Origin of the sequence: Microcoleus sp. FACHB-SPT15 (genome assembly GCF_014849525.1) — a bacterium.
GTDB lineage: Bacteria > Cyanobacteriota > Cyanobacteriia > Cyanobacteriales > Coleofasciculaceae > Symplocastrum > Symplocastrum torsivum.
Window position 1 is genome coordinate 49,738 of the sequence record NZ_JACJNU010000065.1, and the last position, 25,041, is coordinate 74,778.

A 25,041-nucleotide genomic window follows, 5' to 3' on the forward strand; every position below is an offset into this window, starting at 1 on the left:
TTTATTCAATCACTGAAGTAACGACGGAAGCGGGGGTCAAGGTGGTGTTTTTTCTGCTGGTTACAGGAAATGCAGAGGGTTTGTAGGTTACTGATGTCATTTTGACCACCACGAGCAAGAGGGATAATGTGGTCAATACTTAGTTGAGTTTCTAGCTTAGTTTTACTGCAACTTTGGCACTGATAGCGATCGCGTTCAAATACATATTTCCTCACTTCTGGAGGAATGGGAATTCTGGGTGTTTTTGCCATAACTATGACTGCTGATTTTCTTGGTTCATCATCTGGCGAATATCGTCTAGTGGTGATTCGGGTTGAGGAATTTCATTGCTTGGTGCTGTTTCTTCAACTTCAGGCTCATCAGGGCAAAACTCTAGGCTAACCCTAAGTCTAACTTTTCCTTTTTGCCATCCCATTGAACCTATCTTTAGGACTTCACAATTTACGCCCTCACGGAACCAGTATTGTTCAGTAGTGTGCCTCATATTCATATTGAAAAAACAACTCTTTGTGTTAATCTCTAATCCTTGGGATTTCAATGTTTCATTGAGCGTTGTTTGTAATGAACCTGTTAATGCTGTTTCAATTGCTTGTCTAAATTTACCCACTTTGAACATGGCAGAGCCGAATTCTAAAACATCATCACCAGCGTAGTTTTGCAGAGAGTAGTTATCTTCCATCTCAATTTCTACTTTTTGTAATTGCCCTAATGATTATAATGGGCTAATATTTCTGTTTTGCCAACAACCTTAGTTATAGTAATTCTAAATTTTGGCTACGCTGTCAACCCACCAGGGAAATTGATTCCCTGGCGGTTGAGGCATCTTACCCAAACTCAGCTTCTATCACGTCTGCTACATCACCTGAATCTAAGCGATTAGCAAAATTTGAACTTACATCAAAACCTTCTGATTCAACCGAAACAGGAATTTCTATTAAATCAGATTCTACAATTACAGGTAACTGATGCCTGTTTAACAGCATCCCTTGGAGACAGCTATTAATCCCAGCTATGGCTTGGCTATAAACCTCAATCTTTTGCTCAACCTCATCTTGTCAACGACGATTAGATTTAATCTTTTCCGCTGCTTCTTTCTCCAAAGTTTGCTCTAAAAAAGTACGTGCCTGATTGTATTGCTGTAAAATTGCATCCGCCTGCTCATCTGCCATTGGTAATAGCTGCGTTTTGATAGTTTGGTTGATAGTTTGACGGAAACTGCGCTTGATTGTTTGAGAAACTTTTGGCTCAAAGTCTAACTTCAACAATTGCCGAATTGCTGGTTCAGCTTCAATCATGCTTTCAGCGTCATAACCTTGAGATGTTTGCTGCAAGGTTTGCCGGAATTGATAAATTGAAAACGTGCCTTCATCGTAAAAACGAGGGCTTTCTCGCACAAAGCGATCGCATTCTGTCCTAGCTGCACTCATCAAAGCGCGAGATACCTGCTTCTCCAGCACCTTTAGCTGTTGCTCAATTCCCCCATCATTCCCTAGCAACCGATAGAGGTGACTATAGTAATCGGAACGACGCACTCGCTCGATCAACCGTTGAAAAAAGCAAGAAGCCACCTCAAGTGACACCTCTACCAAAACATCCTCTAGCTCATTAGCCAGGTAATAAAGTGCTTCCACTAAAACTGCAAGTAGTGGTGCTGTAGCATTACGAGGATGGTTGCGAGTGGCACGGCTGTAAGCTTCTGCAACCGAGAAGGTATTCAGCAACTCATCGAGGCGTTGGATCATTCGGCTTTGGAGTTGGCGAAAATCTGCCTCAAAATTTGGGCAAGCGTTATTCACAACTTGATTCACTTCTTCAGCAATGTGGCTACAAAACTCTTTTCCGACTTGCTGTAGTTCCTGATTGAGACGTTCCAACTCCCGCGCTTTCATCGCCTCAATCTCTTGGGGTTGGCTATCTAAGTCTCGATGAACGCTCAGTAACTGTTTCTTTAAGCTAATGCACAACGGTTGTAAGTCATCAGCGAGATTCGCAAAGAGTTGAGGGCGCTTTTCTTCGGTAAGGTAGCGCGTAATCGCCGCACGAAACTCTTCAATGCCACTATCCTCAATTAGCTGATCGATCAGTGGCGTTCCTTGTTCTGCGAGAATCCGTGCGTAGTTTTCATTTGGTGTTTCATAGCTATTAACGGAAATGCGGAAGCGAGACAGTTTGCCGGAGTTGGCACAGTAGCGAAGGAATTCATTCACAAATTGCGGGGTGTCCTCCCCGCCAGCCATGCCTTTGACACTAGCGGCAAAGAGAGAGTCTAAACCAAAGCGATCGCGTCCAGTCGTACTTTTAATCTGACTGCCATAAAATCCGAGCAATCCACTGGTTTTATGAACCTTCGGCGTATCCCGAAATTGGGAACTAATTAAATCATCCAATCGTTGCCGCAGTTGGGTGTTGTACCAAGTTTCATCAATACGGTTGAAGATATAGAAAACGCGATCGCGAATCCCTGGATTACTCCGCATCTTCTCCAGCAGTTCCGTCTCTTCCGTTGTCATATCGCCAGCAGAAGCAGGTTTTAGGACGCACACCACGGCTGATGTTTCCTCATCTTCAATCTTGCGATACGTCAGTTCGGCATCCCTCTTGACTGGCGCATCAATCCCCGGCATATCAATCAGTACATTGCCATCTTGTAAGAGGGGATGATTACAGTAATATTCAATTCGCTTGAGAACGGCGCTATTGCTCCCACGACGCGCATAACTAGCCGCTTCCTTAAGATTGGAGAAGTCAAATTGCTCCATTGAGTAGGTAGCATTCGTGACGGTGTGGATGCGATCGCGATTGCTCACAAACCCTTCGAGCAACAAATCCAGCGCTTTCGCTTGCTTTGCTCTTTCTGACTTACTCTCCCCACCTTCCTGCTGGAGAATTGCCATACATCCTCGGCGTAGCATATCAATCACTTCCGGTTGATTAACATTAGCCGTCGTCACTAATCCCAATCGCTGACACAACGCTCCTGCCTGTTCCCGAATCTCCCCCTCACTCAGAAATGTCAGTACTACCCGTTCTTGACTAGGTTCTGCATGAGCGATGTAACATTCCGTACCCGTCGCGTGTCCTTCTGCACTGTAGAGGAGTTCTCGCTCTAACAGTGCATTAATCAGCATCGACTTTCCCGCACTAAAGGCACCCGCAAAGACAATCTCAAATGTAGGAGCGATCGCTTTTCGGAGAGATGCCTGAACCACTGTTACATCCTGCGATGTCCGCAATGATGGCTCTTGATGCAACAGATGTAACAGACTCTCTACCTGTTCTTGCAGATTCTGGCACTGAGATAGCATTGGCGTCATGGTAGTGGATAGCTCCATCCAAAGAGGTGTTTAGGCAGATCTTAGTTCTGCCCTTCTGGAAAAAACACCGTAAAATCAACTACAGTTTGTTGCCTCAGCTCAGGAATTCCGCAAAATCATTCATCAAACTCTATATGTCGTAGGGTGCGTCACGACGCACCCGAAAGAGTGAAGCTACTGCGTAAGTCCTATGGCTTACTGCTTATACCAGGCTTGTCGCCATTGCTTCATTTGGTCAATTTCTTTCTGTTGTGAAGCGACAATATCTTGAGCGAGTTGTTTGATTTCAGGACGCTTAGACTTACTCAAGGCATCTTCAGCCATCACTAGCGCTCCCTCATGGTGAGGAATCATCGCGTTGATGAAGCGCATGTCAAACTCAGCATCGGCTGCGCCTAAATCTCCTTTCATCATCATGCTCTGCATCTGCTCAGGCGACATAGGCATCATGTGTCCCATCTGAGCGTGATATGCCATTGGGGTATCGCTAGCTTTTGGATACCAGGCTTGTCGCCACTGCTTCAACTGGTTGATTTCACGTTCCTGAGCGGCAATGATATCTTCGGCAAGTTTTTTGATTTCAGGACGTTGAGATTTCTCTAATGCTTCTTTTGCCATTTCCACTGCACCTTGATGGTGTGGTGTCATCGCATCAACGAATCGTAAATCGTAGTCAGCATCAGCAGGGCCTAAATCCATAGACATGCTGTGATTCATCCCACTGTCACCACTGCCATGATTCATGCCAGGCATTCCACCCGCATCGCTTGCAGGAGGATTTTGAGCTTGGTTTGAGGGGGTAGAACAGGCTGAGAGAACTCCACCTGTGACAGATGCGATCGCAACAAGGCTAAATGCTAAAAATCCACTTTTCAAGGAGATTGGTTGCATAGGTTTCATCTTCAGATTCATCTAAGACTCAATAAGGCGTTTCCTTCCCTCATTCTGAACCCTCCAGTACACTGGAGTGTCAACCTTCAAGTGCTGTTCTCACGGCTAGGCAATCAGGAAATCAGAGTTATTCCCCCCGTCAGAGGCACTTAAAGGCGATCGCACCGTCAATTTGTTGCAGGTGAGACACAAGGAAAATAGTCTCTGAGGACTACGGCGTAAGAATAGGGAGGAACAATTGTCCTTTTCCTTACCTAATTAAACCCTACTCAATCAGTACCTCAAACAGATCGATCTCAGTTAGATTAGCTTCTCAAACTGATTTGAATGTGCCAATTAAAAAATAGTCCACTAACTCGATTAACTAATTCATTTTAGTGATAGTTCGCTTACTCATTGTCTACCTATATATACGAAGGAAGAACTTCTTCTATCTTTAGAGGACACACAATTCAGAAATTAGTACATAGTCTATAATATAACGCTCCTCTTGACTTTCAAAGAAAGAACCTTATTACAAAACAAGCTGTAATTTCTTGGAACCTTTTGTTTCTTTCCAACGACCTTAGTAGTAACAACGCAAAAATACACTCTACCTGTTGATGAAAGGAACTATGAAACGCACACTTAAGTCTGTTCTAACTCTCTCGGCATTAGCCACTGTTGTAATCGCTCCTGTTTTGCTATCTGCTGGTAGTGCTTCTGCTAAGCCTGCTGGAACAGATGCAAACTACATCGGCGCTGGGGTTGCAGCCGGTGTTACTAACGGTGGACAAGATGGTGATGCGGCAACTTTTGGTGGCAACATTCAAGGTCGTATCACAACTGATAAAGCTCCTGTTTCTGTACGTGGTTCTGTACTATTTAGTGATGAAACCAGTGCAATTATCCCCATGGTTTCCTACGATGTTCCTGTCACTAATAATGCAAACCTTTACGTCGGCGCTGGCTATTCCTTTGTAGAAGAGAATGGAAAACCAACACCTTTAGGTAACCAAGATGCTCCTGTAGTTTCAGTAGGCGCTGAAGCACAAATTGGTCAAAACATTGTTGTTTATGGTGATACCAAAGTAGGCATTGATGCTTATCAAAACAGCCCTAATACTGCTGTGAGTGTTCAAGCTGGTGCTGGTTTCCGCTTCTAAATTCACTAGCGATTTTTTGGAATAAGATTTCAACTAAAGGCGCTCTAGCGAATTTGGAAATAATTGAGGACAGGTTTTTATAAAACCTGTCCTTTTCGCTCTATTTAATGTTAAAAAAAATTATATTAAGCAACCGCTGAAAATACTCTCTTTAGAGAAAAGGCATTTAGTTCTCTATGTGAGAGCTAAGTTGTTAACTACCCTTCATTAAAAATTGCTAAGATGCGCCCTGTCTGTAATAATTATTGAAGAAAACTGTCGTTACAGTTAAAGCTAGTCTCTATTACAAGGCTACGCTTAATCAGTAATGCTAAGCCAGCCTCTTCGGCAAGCGTGAAGCAATCGCTTAATGAGGCGGTTCTGTTGTGGGTTTATTTTAGAGTCTCGGCTGATGGATTGAAGCTGATGGAGATGGAATCGAGAGATTTGACGAGAACACAGAGACTGGCTGTATATTTGCTCAATGCCTGGAGAAGAATCCATTAAAGAGTGCATGATTAAACTCAGAAAACTATTTTTTTTAAATGGGAGCAATTTATAGTTTTTTGCTCATGACTATAGTTTGTTATTTTATTCAACACGGATCTTCTGTCGTCAGAGAGATTTAGAAAATAATTCGGACAATAAAAAACTTGGTTTGCTGAGCATTCTGTCTAGATGATTAAGATGTTAATGCTGACCATCAAAAAGGTAGAGATAAAACTCTACAAAGCCGTATATAAATGTAACTAAATGTTGAGGTAAGAGGAATCTTATAGGATTGGCAACAGCCTAGCGCCTATAACCTATCTTGAAAGTTGGAATGGGGAATATAACGTTTGATTTCCGCAGCACTTCTAAAGTGGCTCGTAGGGCTGACGAACCAGGATGACTCGCTAGTAATGTTTTGCTGAAGTCGGTAAACTATCAAAAACCCTAGCTGTAGGGTTTTTGGGTTAGGCGGCTAGCGGCTATAGTACAGATTTTAGGATTTCTTTCATCCTTTCCCTTCATTAGGAAAGCTAACATAGCTAAGATTAAGATCTATAGTAATCACCAAAATTCCGCTCGGTTTACCGGGAATAACGTACACTTGTTCAGACTTGTAGCTCCAATGGTTAACTCTCAGATTTCCTCAGGCCGCAAACTATCTAAAGTAGAAGGACTTAAAGAACGCAGCAACTTCTTGCGTGAACCGGTGGCGACTGAGCTGCTGCAAGACACGACTCACTTTAGTGAAGATGCTATTCAAATTCTTAAATATCATGGCTCTTACCAGCAAGACAACCGGGATAATCGAGTTAAGGGTCAGGAAAAAGACTATCAGTTCATGCTACGCACCCGCAGTCCGGGTGGATTTATGCCGCCTGAACTGTATTTGACCCTCGACAAGTTATCAGAAGAGTATGGTAATCATACACTACGGGTTACAACTCGCCAAGGCTTTCAGATTCACGGCATTCTGAAGAAAAACCTGAAAACGGCGATCGCATCCATTATCCGCAACATGGGTTCAACGTTAGGCGCTTGCGGTGACTTGAACCGCAACGTCATGGCTCCCCCAGCCCCTTACAAAAATCGGCCAGAATATTTATATGCCTGGGAGTATGCCGATAAAATTGCCGACCTCTTGACTCCTCAAACAGGTGCTTATTATGAGATTTGGCTCGATGGTGAAAAGGCAATTAGCGCCCAAGAAGACCCAGAAGTAAAGGCTGCGCGTCAGCGTAATGGCAACGGCACCATCTTTCACGATAAAGAAGAGCCACTCTACGGGGAACACTATATGCCCCGGAAGTTTAAGTGCGCGGTAACGGTACCGGGGGATAACTCGATTGACCTCTACACGCAAGATGTCAGCCTGGTTGTGATTACGAATGACCAAGGGGAACTGGAAGGATTTAATGTTCTTGCAGGTGGTGGTTTAGGGCGTACTCACAATAAAGAAGATACGTTTGCCCGGATGGCGGACGCAATCGGCTATGTGTCGAAGGATGAAGTCTACGACTTGATGAAAGCGATTGTGGCGACGCAGCGTGACTATGGCGATCGTGTTAATCGTCGTCATGCCAGGATGAAATACCTGCTTAATGATTGGGGTGTGGATAAGTTCCGGGAAACGGTTGAGGGTTACTTTGGTAAAAAGATTGCTCCCTACAAGCCGTTACCAGCATTCAAGTATCAGGACTACCTGGGGTGGAATGAACAGGGAGACGGCAAACTGTTTCTAGGGATTTCGATTGAGAATGGTCGGGTGAAGGATGAAGGGAACTTCCGACTCAAGACGGCTTTGCGAGAAATCGTTCAGCAATTTGCCCTACCGATGCGGCTTACAGCAAACCACAATATCATCATCTATGATATTGAACCGGAACAGCAGTCAACGCTTGAGCAACTTCTTGACCAGCACGGTGTCTCGATTACTCCAGAAACAATTAACCCCTTGGCGCGCTACTCGATGGCATGTCCAGCGCTACCCACTTGCGGTTTAGCGATCGCAGAATCAGAACGGGTGCTTCCTGGGATGATTGACCGAATTCAGGCACTATTGGACAAGCTTGGTTTAGAAAAAGAGCAATTTGTCGTGCGGATGACGGGTTGCCCGAATGGTTGTGCAAGACCTTACATGGCTGAGTTAGGATTTGTTGGCAGTGCGCCCGATACTTATCAAATTTGGTTAGGGGGTTCAGCCGATCAGACACGGTTAGCAGAACCTTATACCGATCGCGTATCATCTCATGAGCTGGAATCCTTTCTGGAACCAATTTTTGCTTACTTCAAGCAAGACCGCAAGCCCGAAGAATCATTTGGAGATTTTTGCGATCGCGTTGGTTTCGAGGCAATCCGCGAGTTTACTGTTGCTTATGAGTCTCCAAAACTGAACTTGCAGTCTGATACTGGCTTGGTGAATGAAGTCGTCCTGCCAGAACCATCAATGACAAAAGTTAACGGTAAAATTCGTTATCGAATTGGCGTTCGGGATGAACTTTATGAGCGTGTAAAGGCAGCCGCCGCACAGGAAGGTAAGTCTATGACTCAGTTAACAACGGAAGCTTTGGAAGCTTACTTAAAGAAAAAGTAAAACGCTTAGAGACTTCCTGAACAAATTTAATTTCTGCACCGTTGAAGGGGAACAGTAACTTTGTTCCCCTTTAATCATTAGTCATCAGATTAAGGGCACTTCCCTATCCTCAAGAGATTATCGTGTATTGAAGTAAGTTGCCGTAATCCTGCGAAGATTCTTTATGGAAGAATTATTAGAACTCAAAGACTTGTTGCTAAAAGGTGACATCTCAGGTGCGATCGCGATTGTTGAAGAACTCGAAGAGATGAGCAAAAATGACATCATTGATCGAATTCGCAGTTATGCTGTAATTCTGTTGCTGCATCTAATTAAACAGCAAGCAGAGAATCGCACAACTCGCTCTTGGGAAGTTTCTATCCGCAATTCTGTTCGAGAAATTCAGAGAAAAAACAAGCGCCGTAAAGCTGGGGGTTATTATTTATCTACTGAAGAGTTAATTGAAACCCTAGAAGAAGCGTATCTAAATGCCATTGATGAAGCTTCTTTAGAAGTAGAAGAAGGACGTTATTTACCAGATGAATTAGAGCAACTGGTTAATAAAGAGGAAATTCTGAATCGCGCTTTGGCTTTAGTTTTACCAGCAGAGTGAAAGAGCGATCGCACGACATTATTTACCACATTCAAAAACATGATCGCTCTTTACTGCAAGATATAAAACTAACTCAATCCCCAAAAACAACGGAGTGCCAAGCCTTACGCTGGTCGCCTGTATTATCAAACATCACATGCTTAACAATGGTGTACTCTTCTAGCGCATACTGAGACATATCCTTACCAAAGCCACTTTGCTTGAAGCCACCATGGGGCATTTCACTCGCAATTGGAAGATGGTCATTCACCCAAACCGTACCCGCTTCAATAGCCGCTGTTACTCGCATTGCCCGTTGCACGTTGGTTGTCCAAACACTCGCGGCTAAGCCATAAGGGATATCATTGGCTAGTGCGATCGCATTTTCCTCATCTGTAAATCGATTCACCACAACAACGGGACCAAAAATTTCCTCTTGGACACAGTTCGCATCTTGAGGGGTTTCCACCAAAATCGTTGGCGGATAGAAAAAGCCATCGCCATCAGGTAACTCACCACCCGTGGCAATCTTAATCCCCTGTTGCCGCGCTTCCTCAACCAAACCATGCACCTTGTTCCGCTGCACCGCACTCACCAGAGGACCAATATCCGTATCCGCATCAAACGGTTTGCCCATCCCTATTTGCTTCGTTAACTCCGTAAAGCGTTCTAGGAATTGGTCAAACACTTCATTCTGGACATAAAAACGAGTCGCTGCCGTGCAATCTTGCCCAGTGTTCATATACGCTGCCGCAACTGCACCTTGGGCACAAGCCTCAATATCTGCATCAGCAAACACGACAAACGGTGCTTTGCCTCCCAATTCCAGTGTTACCCGCTTCGCCCGTTGACTGGCTAACTCCATCACACGCTTACCAGTACGGGTGCTACCTGTGAAGGTAATCATCCGGGTATCTGGATGATTACAGATTGCCTCTCCCACCGCAGCTTCTCCAGTAACAACATTGATGAGTCCGGCTGGAAGCCCTGATTCTAGAGCAATTTTGGCAAGTTCAATTGTAGTAGTAGGGGTATTCGGTGCGGGTTTAATCACGATGGCATTCCCCGCCGCCAAAGCAGGACCAATTTTCCAAGCTGCCATCATAAACGGGTAGTTCCAAGGCGTAATCGCACCAACGACTCCTATCGGTTCCCGGCGAATCATACTGGTGTAACCACCAACATAACTTCCTGCTGCCGCCCCTTCTTGATGACGCACAACAGAAGCAAAGTAGCGAATATTGTCAATGGAAAAGGGAATATCTCCACCTTGACTTAATTTCAGGGGCTTCCCAGTATTTACGCTTTCTAGTTTGGCTAAATCTTCGGCTTTTTGTTCCAGTGCGTCAGCAAATTTAAGCATTGCTAGACTACGTTCACCGAAAGATACCTGCGCCCATTCCTTTTGCGCCTGTTTCGCCACAGTAACGGCTTTATCAACATCTTCAGGCGTTCCCATTGCCACTGTTGCAAAAACTTGACCTGTAGCAGGGTCAATTAAATCTTGACTACCACTGGTAACCTCTTGGTCACCAATAATCATTGGATAGTGAGTTTGTTTTTCCATTTTTACTGTTTGATTTGAATTAATTTCTAAGTAAGTCGGCATTAATATTTGTCGTTGAGGCAAGGCAGAAGGCAGAAGGCAGAAGGCAGAAGGGAAAGTATTTTAGTCTCTTAACATTTGTTGAAATACCTTCGTTTGTTTGTGCTTACCTACTTACTGCCTTACTTATTACTATTGTTATTGTTTAGAACATCTGAACAATAAAGTTTTGTAAGGTTGGATTCCAGTAAATTGAAACTCAAAGATAACGTTCCGGCATCGGCTGTTCGTCAACTTTATAAACGCTAAAACCACGCTTGATATAGTTATCCAATGCGTAAGGACTATCTAAGTTACAGGTGTGAACCCAAAGGCGTTTAGCACCATTATTCCAGGCTTGGGTGATGCCGTAACTGAGTAAGTGCTTGCCTAACCCTTTGCCCATGTAGTCAGGGCACAAGCCAAAATAAGCAATCTCGGTTGAGTCGTCCGATTGTGCTAATTCAACGTAACCTGCTGGAACATCTCCCACATACAAGACATGAACACTGATGTCGGGGGCAGCTAAAAGTGCTTCAAGTTCAGGTTCAGCGAGTAAAAGGCGATCACGCCACTTCCACTGTTCCCCTACTGAACTATACAAGAAGCGGTAAAACGCGACATCTGGTTCCTCCATTGTCTCCACACTCAATCCGCTACAGCCCTCTAAGAAGGCTGGACGAAATTGGTTTTCATCTGTCATCTGAAGATAAGTTGTTACCAAAACATCAGGGATAGTGCTTGTTGTGGCAGACATCTTAAGGTTTCGCCTCCGGTGGAATCACAACACAGTCGTTGATACTCCAGTACAGGGAGAGAGAAGAATCTTTCGTATAACTTTCCCTTCCTCCCAACTGAGTAACGGTAAGAGTACCGATACCCGTAGTTACCCGATACTCAACCAGTTGACCAATGTAGGTGATGCTGTCAACTTTGCCTGTAGCCTGATTGACAGCTTCTGGATGAGAGCCAATGTAAAATTGTTCTGGTCGAATCATCAACGTCACAGTTTCACCTGTTGTTGGCTGGGAGTTGTGAGAAATCGCCCGAAGTTTCACGCCGTTGACATCAACGACAATCGCCTCATTGCCAGTTTCTAAAACTGTTCCAACTAGAAAATTTGCCTTGCCAATAAACTGGGCAACAAAGCGAGTTTTAGGACGGGAGTAAATTTCCTCAGGTGTGCCAATTTGCTCAACTTTGCCATCATGCATGACAGCAATGGGATCGCTTAATGCCAGTGCTTCCTCTTGGTCATGCGTCACGTAAATAAAGGTGATATTAGTCTTACGCTGCAATTCGCGTAACTCTTCCCTGACTCCCTCCCGAATCTTGGCATCCAATGCTGAAAGGGGTTCATCCAATAGCAGTACTTTAGGACGATTAATCAAGGCGCGTGCTAAGGCTACCCGTTGCTGCTGTCCACCGGAAAGTTGAGAGGGAATGCGATCGCTTAATTCCTCAATCTGAAACATCCTCAACAACTCTCCCACCCGACGCTTTATTTCGTCTTTCGCTACACCCTGCACGGATAGCGGATAGGCAATATTCTGCACCACATTCATCTGGGGAAACAGGGCGTATTTTTGAAAAACTGTATGGACATCTCGCCGATAAGGTGGCTTCAGCGTCACATCTTCCCCACTTAGGAAAACCTGCCCATATTCAGGGATTTCAAAGCCACCAATCAAGCGTAACGTTGTTGTCTTTCCGGAACCACTCGAACCCAATATCGAGAAAAATTCACCCGCTTGCACATCCAATGTTACATCCCGGACGGCGTAGACATCTCCTTTAGAAGACGGATAAATCTTACTAACACCTTCAAGAGAAACAAGCTTTTGCAGATGAAATTTTGCTTCTTGATGAGGCATAGAGTTTTGTTTTAAAAATGAATCCATATTGGCTGCCTTAATCTAGAATTGAAGACTAAAGAATTTAGGAAGTAACATGGGTATCTACCAAAAATTAGCAACTGCTACTACTGGCATAGCCCTAAGCTTAATTGCTATTGAATCAAATTCTGCAAAAGCGGCGACAATTACCTATGACTTTACAGTAGACATAGTTGAAAGCGAACTGCTCAATAATAATTTACTTATATCAGGTTTTTTCAGCTACGATGACTCAACGATACAAGGAACTGGAAGCGAAACAATTCCCGTAATTTTAGCGACGCATATCACCCGATCTAAAAACTTTCCCGACTCTCCTGGATTTATTATTACGTCAGATGATTTGTATGGAGGAGGTGCTCCTGTCTTCCGCAACCAAGCCAATGTTTTATTAGAAAATAGAATGTTTAACGGTTTCCAATGGGATTTAGGAATTAGAAGATTTGAATTCAACATTAATAATGAAGAGTACAATAATCTTTATTTTGCAAGTAGACCGTGTATAGATCCAATTGAGCTATTTTGCAGATCTACAGGAATTGTATCTTACACATTACGTGAAGAACCTGCCGCCTCTGTTCCAGAATCTAGAGGGATAACTGGTATTTTGTTGCTAGGTTTAGGTTTAATTTTGAAGAAAAATAGACATTTCTGCAAAGCAAGTTAACGTCCAAATTAAGCTTGTAAATCCTAAGTATTTTCACGACTTGTAACGGCTTGGTTGAGTAAAACTAAAGCCATACTAGCCAGCAAAACTAATGTTGCTGCCGCCGCAATCTCCGGTGTGATATCTGTTCGCAACCTTGCCCAAATTTCCATTGGCAGGGTATTTTCGCGTCCTGTCAGGAAGATAGTAACAATAACCTCATCAAACGAAAGCGTAAATGCTAACAAAGCTCCAGATATCACGGCACTACGAATATAAGGGAAGATAATATCCAAAAATACTTGCTTGGGTTTTGCCCCTAAATCATAAGCCGCTTCTTCCAGCATTCGCGGAAACTGAGTTAAACGGGCAAGAATTGGTCCCATCGCCACGGGCAAACCAAAAACTAGATGTCCGAGAATCACAGTTATCAAAGACAGTTCTAGCCCAAGATTAGAAAAGTAGGCAAGCATTGCGACTCCCGTCACTACCCCTGGCAATAAAATGGGTAAAGTGATAGCAATCCGAAAAGCACTTTTTCCAAAAAATTGATAGCGATAGATGGCAAAAGCGGCTAGTAATCCCATCAGCGTTGCCAAAACTGTTGCTACTGCTGCAACTTGTAGAGAATTAATTAATGCTTCCCTAAGTGAGGCATCACCAAAAGCAGTACTGTACCAGTTGAATGTCAAACCTTTGATAGGCAAAGACAAGATTTTTGAGTTGTTGAAACTTAGCAAAATAAGGACAACAATGGGCAAGTAGAGAAAAATATAAACTCCGATTGTCCAAGAAGCTAGTAATAATGGCTTTCGTGTAGTTTGTCTCTGCTGTAAGGGTTCAGCAAGTGTTGTCTCGACTTGACTATTCAATTCACTTGTCATTTGAGAAGGTTTTAATATACATATAATCCAAAACCCTAAAAGTTGTCCAAAGCACCCCGCCTCAAAACTAATGCTAGTGCTGAGAAAACCATGATGATTACAAACAATGTAAAGGCAGCACCCAGTGGCCAATTATAAGCAACACCAAACTGAGAAGAAATCACGTTACCCAACATCAAACCACTAGTACCACCAACTAAGCTAGGGGTAATAAAATCTCCCATGGTGAGGGAAAATACACTAATAGCACCTGCCCAGATTCCCGGCATCACCAACGGTAAGACGACTCGTCTAAAAGTGGTAAAAGGTCGAGCATTTAAGTCAGCAGATGCTTCTAATAAGTCCCTCGGCAAACGCTCAAAGGCTGTAATAATTGGCAAAATCATAAATGGTAGCCAAACATGAGCAAATGTTAGGATTGTGGAAAATTGATTGTAGAGAAAAATCTGGCTTGGTTCTTTCAGAATTCCTAAAGATAGTAAAGCACTATTTAAAACACCGTTGTAGCCTAAGATAACTTTCCAGGCGAACACCCTTACTAGATAACTCGACCACAGAGGTAAAATAACTAGCGTTGTCAAGACTGAACGATAACGTCCTCCGTATTGCCCAATGAAGAAAGCAATGGGTAAAGCAATGACAGCATCGATAAGAGTAACACTTAGGGCAGTTGTGATCGTTCTTAAAATTACGGTGCGATAGGCAGAACTCCCTAAAATTGTTTGGAAGTTTTTTAAGCTAAATTTATACAGGATATCAAAGTCTTCTAACCGCCAAAAGCTGTAAGAAATTAAAATCAAAATTGGGATGAAATAGAGCAGTGCTATCCCAATCAATGGTGGCAGCAATGTAGCATAAAGCCCAGCTTTTCTAAGCTTTTTACGTGGTCTTTGAGACAATGAACTATTAGAAACTGCCAAGATAACCTTCCTGATGCTGATAGCTGACGGCTTCCTACTATAACTATCTATCAAGTACGGATTTCATTCCAGAGTTGTACCCACTTCTCGTAATTTTTGACACTCTGCCACATTGCAATTTCTTCATGCAGGGAGAGGTCATCCATGTACAATTCCTTAGCCCGTTCTGAACCAACAGCCTTAACTCCCAATTCTGTTGCTCCTGAATATCCTGTCACATCCATGACACCTTTTTGACCTTCCCCACTCAGAATAAAATCAATCCATTGGTATGCCGCATCCGCATTACGAGAGTTCTTGGAAATCATCCAGGAATCTGTCCAACCCGTTAGTTGACCTTTAGGGCTAACGGAACCGATGGGAAAGTTGGCTTCTTTTAGCTGAGTGTAGGTAAGAGGCCACGCATGGGCAATTTCGACTTCACCGGATTGGAATAAATTCGCTAATTCTCCTGCTGTTGTCCAGAATTTGCGAATGCTGGGGCGTAGTTGCAAAAGCTTTGCTTTCACTTTAGCTAAATCATCATCACTTAGATTGTAAGGGTCTTCCATACCCAGCCAAAGCGCTACATCAGCGATTGTCATGGGGTTATCTGGAATTGTTACCTTCCCTGCATATTTTGGATCAAATAGGATATCCCAGGAAGTCGGTGCAGGGACAACATCCTTGGTGTTATAAACTAGGACGTTTGGACCCCAGGCAAAGCTAACACCATAAGGCTTACTATCAAACGTGTTCCAGGCGGCTTTTTGGAAGGGCGAGAACACAGCCTCATAATTTTTGAGCTTGCTGGTATCTATGGGTTGAACTAAGCCAGCTTTGTAAAGGCGTTCTGTAATATCACCTGAGGCGGAAACAAGATCGTAATTTCGTCCACCGCTTGCTCGAAACTTGGTGAACATTTCATCGCTAGAACCAGCGTAGGTTGCTTTGACGCTGCAATCTGTTGCTTCCTCGAACCTCTGAGCAAAAGACGAATCTGTATATCCTTCCCAAACAATCGCACTTAGTGTGCAAGGCTTAGCTTGTGCTGTAGGAACTCCTAATAGGAAAGTCCCCATTAAACTGACTAGAGCAACAACAAGAGCATTGATTAAACGATGCTTCATTGCTTTTTTATCCTCCTTATTGATGCCACTCCCTCTAAGCGTTTCATCACGATGAAACTTGACTGCTAAAACAGGAGTTCGTTGTGCTATTTATGCGGCTTAGCTTTGGGGCTTTCCTCAGTAGTAAACCCAGACACATAGAATACGCCGAGAAGGTATTCTTACTTCAGTATCAGGGTTAACTGTATTAATACCAAAACTCAGTTATTTGGGTTAGATGAGTCAGCCTGCGGTGATTTCAGTACCGTGGGAATCTTGGCAATAATCGCACCTGCAATCTGTTCTGGTGTCTCAGTAGCGCTTACTGGGATGTGGAGGTCGGCTTCAGCATAGAGGAGATTCCGCTGGTTAAGAAGCGTTTGTAGGGCTTGTGCCGGATTCGCATCTTGCAGAAGAGGGCGACTTGTATCGTTTTGGAGACGCTCAACCAATACTTCTACGGGTGCATCCAGCCAGACAATCAAGCCGTGATGTAAATAACTCCAGTTCAGGTGTCGCAGTACGATGCCACCACCTGTAGCAATTGCCAACTTAGTATAAGCCGATAATTCCGATAGTACTTGAGATTCCAACTGCCGAAAGGCATCTTCACCATCATCAGCAAAAATCTCATTAATCGTTTTACGGGCAACTTTCTCAATCAAGACATCTGTATCAAAAAATTGGTAGCCTAGCTTATTGGCTAGTAGCTGTCCTACCGTTGTTTTTCCAGCACCCATCATGCCAATGAGAAAAACGTTGAGTCCTTGTAATAAGTTGTTCACAATCAAGAGGTTATTAGTTTTTAGTTGTTAGCTAAACCTGGCTATCTATGAATTAATCAGCTTTTTGGTACTACATCCTCATTCGTTGCGGCTAAGCTTGTTAAGGTTCCATTTTGATTTGTTGCCGCTGGTTTACTCTGGTTGTCGTTGAATAGCAAGCTTGTGAGAGTACGCCCAACGAGCAAGGCAACGTCCTTTGCACTCATCTCTTGTACCATTTGGTCAGTTAATTTTTGAATGACATAGACTTTAAGGAGAGGGGATTGTGTAAAGCTAGTGGACTTTCTTTCAATAAGCGATCGCCTTTGCAAGGACTCCAACGCTTCTAACCTCTGCCACTTTGACATACCTGATACAAGCGCCTCTGACCCTACAGGTAACATCTCCAAGCGTGGCTCTATCGCCAATCCATACATCAGTTGCTTTTCTATAGGCGAAAGGCGATTGAATTGCTGGTCTAATAGTTCGCGGATATCACCAAAAACAATCGTACCTTCTGTCAAAAATTCTGTAACATCCCCATCAAAGATATCTTGAATCGTTGTTGCAGCAATTTTGATGAGTAATGGATTATTGGCGTAAAGCCTAACGATTGACTCCTGTTCAGGCTCTAAACCAGATTGACATTTGATTTGAAAAAGCTTGATACATTCTTCCGTATTTAAGCCATCTAATTGGAATGTGCGAATAGGTAGTTTTGTTCCTGCAAGAATTGCAATGTCTTTTGGTTTTTCTCGACTTGTGACTAAACAACAGCTTTTGTGGCATTCTTCTCCCAGACGTGTAAAGAGATGCCCATAGGCTTCATAGCCTTCACGATACCCTCCAGCGAGTTCATGAGGGCGCAAAATTGCTTCCACCTGATCTAAAACAAGTAAACACCGATGCGATCGCAAATACGCCATCAACCAGGAAATTTTCCCTCCCACTGTGATGGGTAGACTGATAGGCTGTTGTTCACCCAGTGATTGAACAAGGTCTTCCAAGAAGTCTTCTAGTCGTGGAGATGACCGAAGGCTGCGCCAAATAAGAGACTCAAACTGCGGGGCTGCTTGTTCGGCTAACTTGGTAGCCAGAGCAGTTTTTCCAATCCCTCCCATCCCCAAAATCGCAATTAAGCGACAGCCCTCTTCAACAATCCACTCATTTAGCTGAGTCAGTTCCTTCTGGCGTCCATAGAAGACTTCAACCGCAATCCCTCCCTGCCACTCCTGATACTTATCAATCGCCTGCCTAACGTCAGTTGAGGGTTGAGAAGATTCAGGTTGGTAATCAGCTACACCTTGTTGACCATAGGGTAGCTTATAACCAGCTTTCTCCAGCAGATTCGTGATGCGGCTCCAGTTCTTAATCGCCATCCCCGACCCGCCCTGTTGAAGCAGCAAGTCCTGAATGTATTTGTACAGCCCATTAGATAAATAGACCCTTACCGCGCTGCTACTACCACTTTTGTATACTTGAGCGGCAATCTCCGCAGGGCTGTAGCCACAAAGCAATCCTCTCAAAAATTTCTTCTCAACTGGTGTTAGACCCCTACCCTTAGCAACGGCAAGGTCTACATAGAGCTTTTCCAGATTCCAGTTGTTTGCCGCTTCTGTAAAGTTCGCTTCAAGCTGCTCATCAGTAGATGCCATTGGCTTGCCAGGTTGTCAAATACCAGATTGTTAACGATTCACTCTAACAAAGTAACAGGGACATCATAACGAATTTGCTAACGTTGGTTAGCTGCTAGAGAGTGCCTACTTTGGTTATGCTAAGCTTCAGCAATACTTCATCTATACTTGATATGAGCTTTGCATAAAATTCATCATAGCTTGCGACAAGTACTAGAGATGAAGTTATTGAGCGTCTATTGTCTTGAGGCTTCTGCCAATGAGGGGGCTACTCTTCTAGAGGACGGTCGATATTTACCGTCAAGCTCCTTAACAACTTCTAAGACTTAACGTTTCAAACTGTTGTCAATATAGGGTGACAAAGCATATGCTCATGATTCGTAACGTTGTCCAACAGGCAATTGCTACCGGGTATTTGACGATAGAGGCAGAGGAGCAATTGCGACAAATGCTGGCTAAAAAGTATGATCGGGAAGATTTAAGGGCTTTTATGAGCTTACAGCAAGCAGCTATGGCAGGCTTGGTAAAGCAACAGTCTCGTGAACTCCTGCACTCATAGATTTTGTAATCACAATCAGGAGCCAGATCAATTCCGTTTGAATACTGCTCCTATTGGAAGCTGCCACTTGATTTAGGGAAGTTAGCGATTTTTGCTAATGGTTTCAGTCGCAACAACTATAGGCGAAGGATGAAAAATAGAATGGAATCATTAGAGCTTCGCTAGCGCCGTCTCGTGTCTCGATCATCATCATCAAACTCTTCATCATCTTCAAAACCCCAATCCTCTTCATCGTCCTCCGGTTCAACGGGTTTTTGAAAGGGTGGCGTAATCACCCGATAGTTGGCATCATAAACCGCATCAGCTCTGCCAACACCTGACTCGTTTTCATCCCGGTAGCTGTATGAGTAGACAGAACCTGTTTGGGAAGTAGATTTTGGCTCTTGCTTCACTTCATAATTTGTGCGATCGCCTTGTGGGGTACTTCTGGAGTAATTACGATTCGCCTCTTGGTTTACTGAAGTTGATGCGGCTGGCTCTTCATCAAAATCCCAGTCCTCATCAATACCCTCTTCCCAATCCGATGCCTCGCTTCTACTAGTTGGTGTTTCAGGAGGGGGAGGGGGTGGGCTGTAGCGAGTTTGAGTCTCCGGTTCTGGTTCTGGAGTTTCCCGCGAAAAAGAACGGCTTCGAGGCGGTACCTCAGTGCGTTCTGCCACACGCCGAGATGAAGAACCTTCGACAAGAGAGTTCAACAGTTGCAGGAAAAAACTAGTTGCTACTCCAGCCGCAAATGCTCCTCCAATCCATGTGGCTAATGGCTGGGCAGGCGTTGTCACCCCCAAAAACACAAGCGGCAGTACTGGCGACAAATTGGAAAAGGCAAACAAGGTCACTCCGCCCACCAGTGACAACAGCAGTACAATCCGAATTACAGGCATTTTAAGAGTTATGAGCTTTGAGTTGAGTTAGGAAGGGGTCAGCAATTACTATCTTGAGAAAATACTAGAAGTTGGATTCTAACTCTAGGGTACTGCTTTAATCCCCACTCATCACCCACAACTCCTCAATGCCCCTGCCAACGATTAATTGGAATACAGTCAATATCCAACTGATCTAAAGTCCGCGCCACAACAAAATCCACTAAATCTTCAATTGTTTGAGGATGGTGATACCAAGCGGGGATAGCAGGAACAATTCTTACCCCTGCTTCTGCCAGCGTGGTGAGGTTGCGGAGGTGAATCACGCTCAAGGGTGTCTCACGAGGGACAAGAACCAGATTTCGCCCTTCTTTGAGTTGAACATCGGCTGCGCGTTCTAGCAGGTCAGAACTTAAACCAGTGGCAATTTTTGCTACGGTACTCATACTACACGGGATAATCACCATCCCTAACGTCCGGAAAGAGCCGCTAGCGATCGCCGCTCCGACATCCCCCCAGCGATGACAACTTAGTTTGCCGCCTGTAGGCACTCCAGCTTGTTGACGCCAAAATTGTTCCTGTTGGTCAGGTTCTGGCGGCATCCGAATGTTATCCTCGGCTTGCCACACCATGTAGGCTGATTTCGAGGCTACAAGGTCAATGGTATAGTCAGCCTCTAAGAGAAACTTTAAGGTTCTCACCGCATAAATTAAGCCAGAAGCACCCGTAACACCAAGAATTAGGGGTTTAGTCTGTTGTCCGTTGTCTGTTGTCATTTATCGTTAGTTGTTGCTTGTTATAGCAGTAGCCACTTAGGTTAGGACATCGATAGGAGGCTATGAGCCAGCCGTAGCCGGAGCCTCCAAGAGCTGAAAGCTGACTGCTGAAGAGCTATAGTTGTTAGTTGTTAGAGGGGTAGCTGTTTAACAACTAACAACTGGCGTTTGAGGACTGGCCAATGTGACAAATGACTTACTCCTCTAAATCTTCCTTGCGGGCAATGCTACCGCCACCAACGGTTACGAGGTCGATTTGCTGGCGATAGTAATCAACGCTCTTCACTTGGACTTCAACGCGATCGCCTAGTCGGTAAGCGGTGCGGTTTTTCCGACCTACCAAACAGGCGTGGCGAGAGCGATACTCATACCAGTCATCTTTAAGAGAGCTGACGTGAACGAGTCCTTCAACGAGCAAGTCTTCAATTTCAACAAAGAAGCCGTAGGACTGCACCCCAGTAATCAATCCACTGAAGACATCCCCTGTACGCTCTTTCATCTGCTCAGCTTTCTTTAAGCCCTGCAAATCAATCTCCGCATCAGCCGTAAGCTTCTCACGGTCATTGAGATGGGGAACCAGGGTTGTCGCTTGAGTTTCCAACTCTTGCTGCGTCTCTGGTGGTAAAACATTCCAGTTGACGTTACCGTGGCTGCTGCTATGGGTGAGTGTAACGCGATCTTTGGAACGGGTAGAACGGCGATCGCGTCCTTGGTCAAACATTTCCAGTAGCACCCGTTGCACAAACAAATCGGCATAGCGCCTTAAGGGTGAACAAGCGTGGGTATAGCCACTATCTAATGCTAGACCAAAGTGAAATCCCGGTTTAGAGCTGTAGCCCACTGGCTTTAGAGTTGACTGCAATAAGTAAGTCAACACTTTTGGCGCGGTTGATTTGGCAAACAGTTGGGTAAAGCGTTGGTAGTCCTGAGGCGTAACCTCTTCCTCCTGCTCTAGCTGCATATCTAGCTGAAGATTGTTGCCCAGCTTGATCAAGTCCTGAAGCTCATCGGCATCGGGTGGAGATTGTACGCAGTAAATCCCTGGCAAAGCTAATGCCTGCAAATGAGAGGCGACAGTTTGATTCGCTAATACGGCTAATTCAGCTAAAAGCGATCGCACTGGCAGTGAGGAGGAAGCCACTAACGCTCCCAGTCTTCCTTCATCTTTATAAGGGTAGGGGTACTGATTGTCAGTGATACTGAATTCAAATGCCCCCCGTTGCTGTCGCTGGGCTTTTAGAGCAGGACTGATCGTAAAAAATAGCTGGTTGAGCATCTCAGCAGCATCGCTTACCTCTGAGTTTGCCTCCTGATGCTGTACCAAAATTAACTGGGCTTGCTCGTAAGTTAGCTGATGGTTGACCTGAATGACTGAAGGTCGAATTTCAAACTCTACGAGTTGACCTGTCTCATCAAGGGTCAGGAGTACAGAAATCGCTAAGCGGTCTTCACCGGGAACCAAAGAACAAAGACGCTCAACCGCTTCAGGCAGCAACGGTAGCAACGTATCTCCTAGATAAACAGCAGTGCCGCGTTTTCTCGCTTCTTTGTCCAACGGCGAGTCAGGCTTAACAAAGCTAGCGACATCAGCGATGTGGACACCTAGCTGCCATCCCGTTTCCGTTTCTTCCAAAGTAAAGGCGTTTTCAACAAGCCCAGCATTACCTGTTTCTGAATTATCCTCAATCGTAATTGTGAGCAGCGATCGCAAATCGAGACGTTTCTTTAAATCCGCCTTGCGTAGCTGTTTGGGAAGTGAGTCAGCGGCTTTGAGGATGTCTTCCGGGAAGTTGCGGCGTAAATCATGCTTACAGCAAACGATATCGGTATCAGCCGCGTCTTCAGCGTCAGTGCCTAGGATGCGGGCAACCCGACCCAGCGGAGGGTAGTGTCCTAAGGGGTAGCGTAATACTTCAACATGAACCAGATTCTCAACCGCCTGCGCTAAGGTTTCGTCATTCGGTTGGAGGTCAAGTTCAAAGAGCAGTCGGTCATCTAAGGGGACGGCTCGATAACCGTTGTCAGTCTGTTTGACTCGCGCCAAGACAGAAGGGTTGACCCGCTCTAAAATTAAGCGCACCTGCCCTTCAGGACTCCGGCGTCGGCTGCCTTCTTTCGTAATCTTTACCAAAACGCGATCGCCATTCCAAGCCGTACTCAGATGGCTCTTCTGAATGTAAATATCATCAGCTCCCTCAACATCTTGAATCGCAAAGCAAAATCCCTTGCTCGAACAGCGCAGCTTGGCTTCAACAATGTCTTCTTCCTGAACCCGTCGGTACCTGCCACGGTCTTTAATTAAGATGCCGACTTTTTCCAGTGCATCTAGGGCAATGTGGAGTTTTTGGAGACAGTCCTCATCCTGACAACCGAGTTTCTTCTCCAAAACCTTAGGAGCGACTAATTTTTCATCTGAGAAATTTGAAAGCAATGTAGCGATTGAAAATTCCATCAACAATCCTTCTTATCTGATTCGTGGTTTTGCTGCTCTTGCCCTGTTGGCAATGCGCTCACACACTGTGACGGTACCTAGGAGAGCACGTAACCAAAGGACTCCACCAGTTGCGATTGGGAACAACAATCCTCGTGGGTGTGGGGAAAGTTGCCTCATCGCTCTCAATTCAAAGTTCAAAATCCAAATACTTTGAACTTTGAATTTTGAGATTAAAACCCCATCCAGGCGGGTAGGGCACTTCACCGGGTTAGGCAAGTAAAGATTCGCCTAAATCGGTTTGCTGACTGTATCTGTTGTCTTCCGAAGTGAGACTGGGAGCCTCAATCCATTACAAGAGAGATGGATTAACTTACTCTTGAAATTGCCCTAACCTTAAGAAAGTGCCGATTTTTACTTGTGTTTCAACGGCAAGGGTCTATTCCTACTTTTCACCACTCTTATCCTGTATGATTACTTCCCACCCCAGCTAACTGCCACAAAACAGGGAACTCAGGATACAGTTATCGGGAAGAAGTCACCAATACTGGGTTAAGAGTGCTTAAACTACCCAGTTTCTAACTAACGGACACATAGTTTGACACACCGCCTTTCAGGGATTGTTACCGCTCTTCGTTCTGGCTCTTCCAATTTTAGATTTTGGATGATTAGACGGCTGGCTTCGTTTCAAGCTCCTGGATTAATCCATGGAAACCTAATCTAAAGTCTTAATCCCGAATCACTCTTCGCGTAGCAGGTGCGGAGCGCGTAGACCTCCGAGAAAGTCCATAGGGTTTAATCCAAACGATTGGGGCTATTTAAGATTGGAGTAGACCGATGGTCTTTTAGCCATCGCGAAGACTTCCAACCCTCACGCCCCAACAATCGTCCATTCAAAATCGGATGAGTCGCTTTGCGGCAAGGGCAATGGGTTACAGTGACAATAGACAGTCTTTATTTATTCTAGGTTCTAGGCGTCCGTTCACAAAATCTGTTCTTGAAAAGAGTGTATGTAGTTTATAGCCATGTGCGCTTTTCTCTTGGCAGTGGTGTAGAAACAGCGCCACGTTTGAAACACGGTGAAACGTTTATGTTTACTCACTTTAGAGTTCGTTATCCTAACGGCAGCCTAGTCACTGAGCTATCAGCAATTGATCATGGTAAGTACATCGTGCGTTGTTTAGTTCAAGATGGGGGAACCACCTTAGTGACAGGTCTTGCTGCTGCCCAAACAGTTGAATTGGCAGAAGATCAGGCAAGAAGCCGCGCTTTAGCGATTTTAGGTATTGACACAACAGCTACTGAGGAAAAGGAAACTCATCTCGCGACTGGTGAGGTGACGGTTCCACTCAACCCAACACTCCATACTTCTCCCACAGTCTCAGACGCTACCGCAGCGCTATCAGAAAGCCTCAAAACAACTCAACCGACTCAACTTCCAGACGCTCCGGTAGACAACAATGCTAATCATATGTCTCCGCTTGAGCCAGCAGAAGTGACCATTCCTCCTGTTGTGGAAGTTTCCACCAAAACCCAGCGTCGGTCAAAGCGCGAGAAAGTGGCTGACGTTACGCCAACAACGCCACTCGTTGATGAAATTCCGTTTGCCGATGAAATTCCCTCAGTTGAGGTTGAACCCTTTGAAGAGGCTGAACCTTCTTTGGTAACAGCAGAGATGTCCCCAACATCGCTAAATGACACTTCAGCCGAGTCTTACTTGCCCAGCGAACCTGAGATAGCGACTAGTGAACCACCCATCCCTAGTACTCCTATTGATTTTTCTGACATCATTGCCAGAACAAATGTGGAACTCAAGCGTTTAGGCTGGACTAATCAGCAGGGGCGCGATTATCTGGTACAAACTTACGGTAAGCGATCGCGTCAGCTCCTAACTGATGCTGAATTACTTGACTTCCTACATCATCTGGAATCTGAGCCGACACCGGAAGATTAAGTATGAAGTGTTGTTTGTTGTTGGTTACTTGTTTTTTGTATTCTTTAACAAACAACAAATAAC

General features: G+C 44.7%; 21 protein-coding genes. 6 read left to right on the top strand and 15 right to left on the bottom strand.

What is annotated here, in order from left to right; genetic code table 11:
• Positions 1–5 precede the first annotated feature (5 nt).
• The 4 genes from H6F98_RS28405 to H6F98_RS28420 form a co-directional block, all read right to left on the bottom strand.
• Positions 6–251, bottom strand: coding sequence for an HNH endonuclease (locus H6F98_RS28405; RefSeq protein ID WP_192222092.1), 246 nt, complete (start codon positions 249–251; stop codon positions 6–8).
• 2 nt (positions 252–253) lie between these two features.
• Positions 254–679 (bottom strand): KGK domain-containing protein, encoded by a 426-nt coding sequence (locus H6F98_RS28410; RefSeq protein ID WP_192222093.1) that lies wholly within the window; start codon positions 677–679, stop codon positions 254–256.
• A gap of 376 nt (positions 680–1,055) precedes the next feature.
• Positions 1,056–3,314, bottom strand: a complete 2,259-nt coding sequence (locus H6F98_RS28415; RefSeq protein ID WP_396813781.1) for a dynamin family protein — start codon at positions 3,312–3,314, stop codon at positions 1,056–1,058.
• Between the two features lie 195 nt (positions 3,315–3,509).
• Positions 3,510–4,205, bottom strand: a complete 696-nt coding sequence (locus tag H6F98_RS28420) for a DUF305 domain-containing protein (protein WP_192222094.1) — start codon at positions 4,203–4,205, stop codon at positions 3,510–3,512.
• Between the two features lie 614 nt (positions 4,206–4,819).
• On the opposite strand from H6F98_RS28420, the gene H6F98_RS28425 reads away from it, so the two are divergent.
• The 3 genes from H6F98_RS28425 (at position 4,820) to H6F98_RS28435 (ending at position 9,003) form a co-directional block, all read left to right on the top strand.
• Positions 4,820–5,350, top strand: coding sequence for an outer membrane beta-barrel protein (locus tag H6F98_RS28425; RefSeq protein ID WP_192222095.1), 531 nt, complete (start codon positions 4,820–4,822; stop codon positions 5,348–5,350).
• A 1,093-nt stretch (positions 5,351–6,443) separates the two neighbouring features.
• Entirely contained in the window at positions 6,444–8,411 is a 1,968-nt protein-coding gene (sir, locus tag H6F98_RS28430) for a sulfite reductase, ferredoxin dependent (protein WP_192222096.1), read from the top strand.
• 163 nt (positions 8,412–8,574) lie between these two features.
• Positions 8,575–9,003, top strand: a complete 429-nt coding sequence (locus H6F98_RS28435) for a DUF29 family protein (protein ID WP_192222097.1) — start codon at positions 8,575–8,577, stop codon at positions 9,001–9,003.
• A gap of 73 nt (positions 9,004–9,076) precedes the next feature.
• On the opposite strand, the gene H6F98_RS28440 is transcribed toward H6F98_RS28435, so the two are convergent.
• The 3 genes from H6F98_RS28440 to H6F98_RS28450 form a co-directional block, all read right to left on the bottom strand.
• Positions 9,077–10,549, bottom strand: a complete 1,473-nt coding sequence (locus H6F98_RS28440) for an aminobutyraldehyde dehydrogenase (RefSeq protein WP_192222098.1) — start codon at positions 10,547–10,549, stop codon at positions 9,077–9,079.
• A 238-nt stretch (positions 10,550–10,787) separates the two neighbouring features.
• The gene (locus H6F98_RS28445; protein WP_192222099.1) at positions 10,788–11,324 is read right to left on the bottom strand and encodes a GNAT family N-acetyltransferase; all 537 of its coding nucleotides are present in this window, start codon (positions 11,322–11,324) and stop codon (positions 10,788–10,790) included.
• 1 nt (position 11,325) lies between these two features.
• Entirely contained in the window at positions 11,326–12,441 is a 1,116-nt protein-coding gene (locus H6F98_RS28450) for an ABC transporter ATP-binding protein (protein ID WP_199349036.1), read from the bottom strand.
• Between the two features lie 76 nt (positions 12,442–12,517).
• Between H6F98_RS28450 and H6F98_RS28455 the strand changes: the two genes are divergently transcribed.
• A complete protein-coding gene (locus tag H6F98_RS28455; RefSeq protein ID WP_192222100.1) occupies positions 12,518–13,129 on the top strand; it encodes a hypothetical protein in 612 nt (203 codons plus the stop codon).
• A gap of 23 nt (positions 13,130–13,152) precedes the next feature.
• Here the strand turns inward: H6F98_RS28455 and H6F98_RS28460 are convergent, their stop codons facing one another.
• The 5 genes from H6F98_RS28460 to H6F98_RS28480 all read right to left on the bottom strand — a co-directional run bounded on the left by H6F98_RS28460 (position 13,153) and on the right by H6F98_RS28480 (position 18,419).
• On the bottom strand, positions 13,153–13,992 hold the full coding sequence (locus H6F98_RS28460; protein WP_192222101.1) for an ABC transporter permease: 840 nt from the start codon (positions 13,990–13,992) through the stop codon (positions 13,153–13,155).
• Between the two features lie 35 nt (positions 13,993–14,027).
• Positions 14,028–14,891, bottom strand: a complete 864-nt coding sequence (locus H6F98_RS28465; RefSeq protein WP_206759686.1) for an ABC transporter permease — start codon at positions 14,889–14,891, stop codon at positions 14,028–14,030.
• A gap of 71 nt (positions 14,892–14,962) precedes the next feature.
• Positions 14,963–16,021: an ABC transporter substrate-binding protein gene (locus tag H6F98_RS28470; protein WP_192222103.1), complete on the bottom strand. Its 1,059-nt coding sequence runs from the start codon at positions 16,019–16,021 to the stop codon at positions 14,963–14,965.
• Between the two features lie 200 nt (positions 16,022–16,221).
• Positions 16,222–16,785, bottom strand: a complete 564-nt coding sequence (locus H6F98_RS28475; protein WP_192222104.1) for a shikimate kinase — start codon at positions 16,783–16,785, stop codon at positions 16,222–16,224.
• Positions 16,786–16,841: 56 nt separating this feature from the next.
• Positions 16,842–18,419: an NB-ARC domain-containing protein gene (locus H6F98_RS28480; RefSeq protein ID WP_192222105.1), complete on the bottom strand. Its 1,578-nt coding sequence runs from the start codon at positions 18,417–18,419 to the stop codon at positions 16,842–16,844.
• A gap of 346 nt (positions 18,420–18,765) precedes the next feature.
• Here H6F98_RS28480 and H6F98_RS28485 point away from each other — a divergent pair, with 346 nt between their 5' ends.
• Entirely contained in the window at positions 18,766–18,957 is a 192-nt protein-coding gene (locus H6F98_RS28485; protein ID WP_192222106.1) for a hypothetical protein, read from the top strand.
• 161 nt (positions 18,958–19,118) lie between these two features.
• On the opposite strand, the gene H6F98_RS28490 is transcribed toward H6F98_RS28485, so the two are convergent.
• The 3 genes from H6F98_RS28490 to H6F98_RS28500 form a co-directional block, all read right to left on the bottom strand.
• A complete protein-coding gene (locus tag H6F98_RS28490; protein WP_192222107.1) occupies positions 19,119–19,838 on the bottom strand; it encodes a LapA family protein in 720 nt (239 codons plus the stop codon).
• A gap of 125 nt (positions 19,839–19,963) precedes the next feature.
• Entirely contained in the window at positions 19,964–20,593 is a 630-nt protein-coding gene (locus H6F98_RS28495; RefSeq protein ID WP_192222108.1) for a flavin prenyltransferase UbiX, read from the bottom strand.
• A 196-nt stretch (positions 20,594–20,789) separates the two neighbouring features.
• Complete coding sequence (locus tag H6F98_RS28500; RefSeq protein ID WP_192222109.1) at positions 20,790–23,045, bottom strand: ribonuclease R family protein; 2,256 nt, start codon at positions 23,043–23,045, stop codon at positions 20,790–20,792.
• 1,069 nt (positions 23,046–24,114) lie between these two features.
• On the opposite strand from H6F98_RS28500, the gene H6F98_RS28505 reads away from it, so the two are divergent.
• Positions 24,115–24,978 (top strand): hypothetical protein, encoded by an 864-nt coding sequence (locus tag H6F98_RS28505; RefSeq protein ID WP_192222110.1) that lies wholly within the window; start codon positions 24,115–24,117, stop codon positions 24,976–24,978.
• The last annotated feature ends 63 nt before the right edge of the window (positions 24,979–25,041 follow it).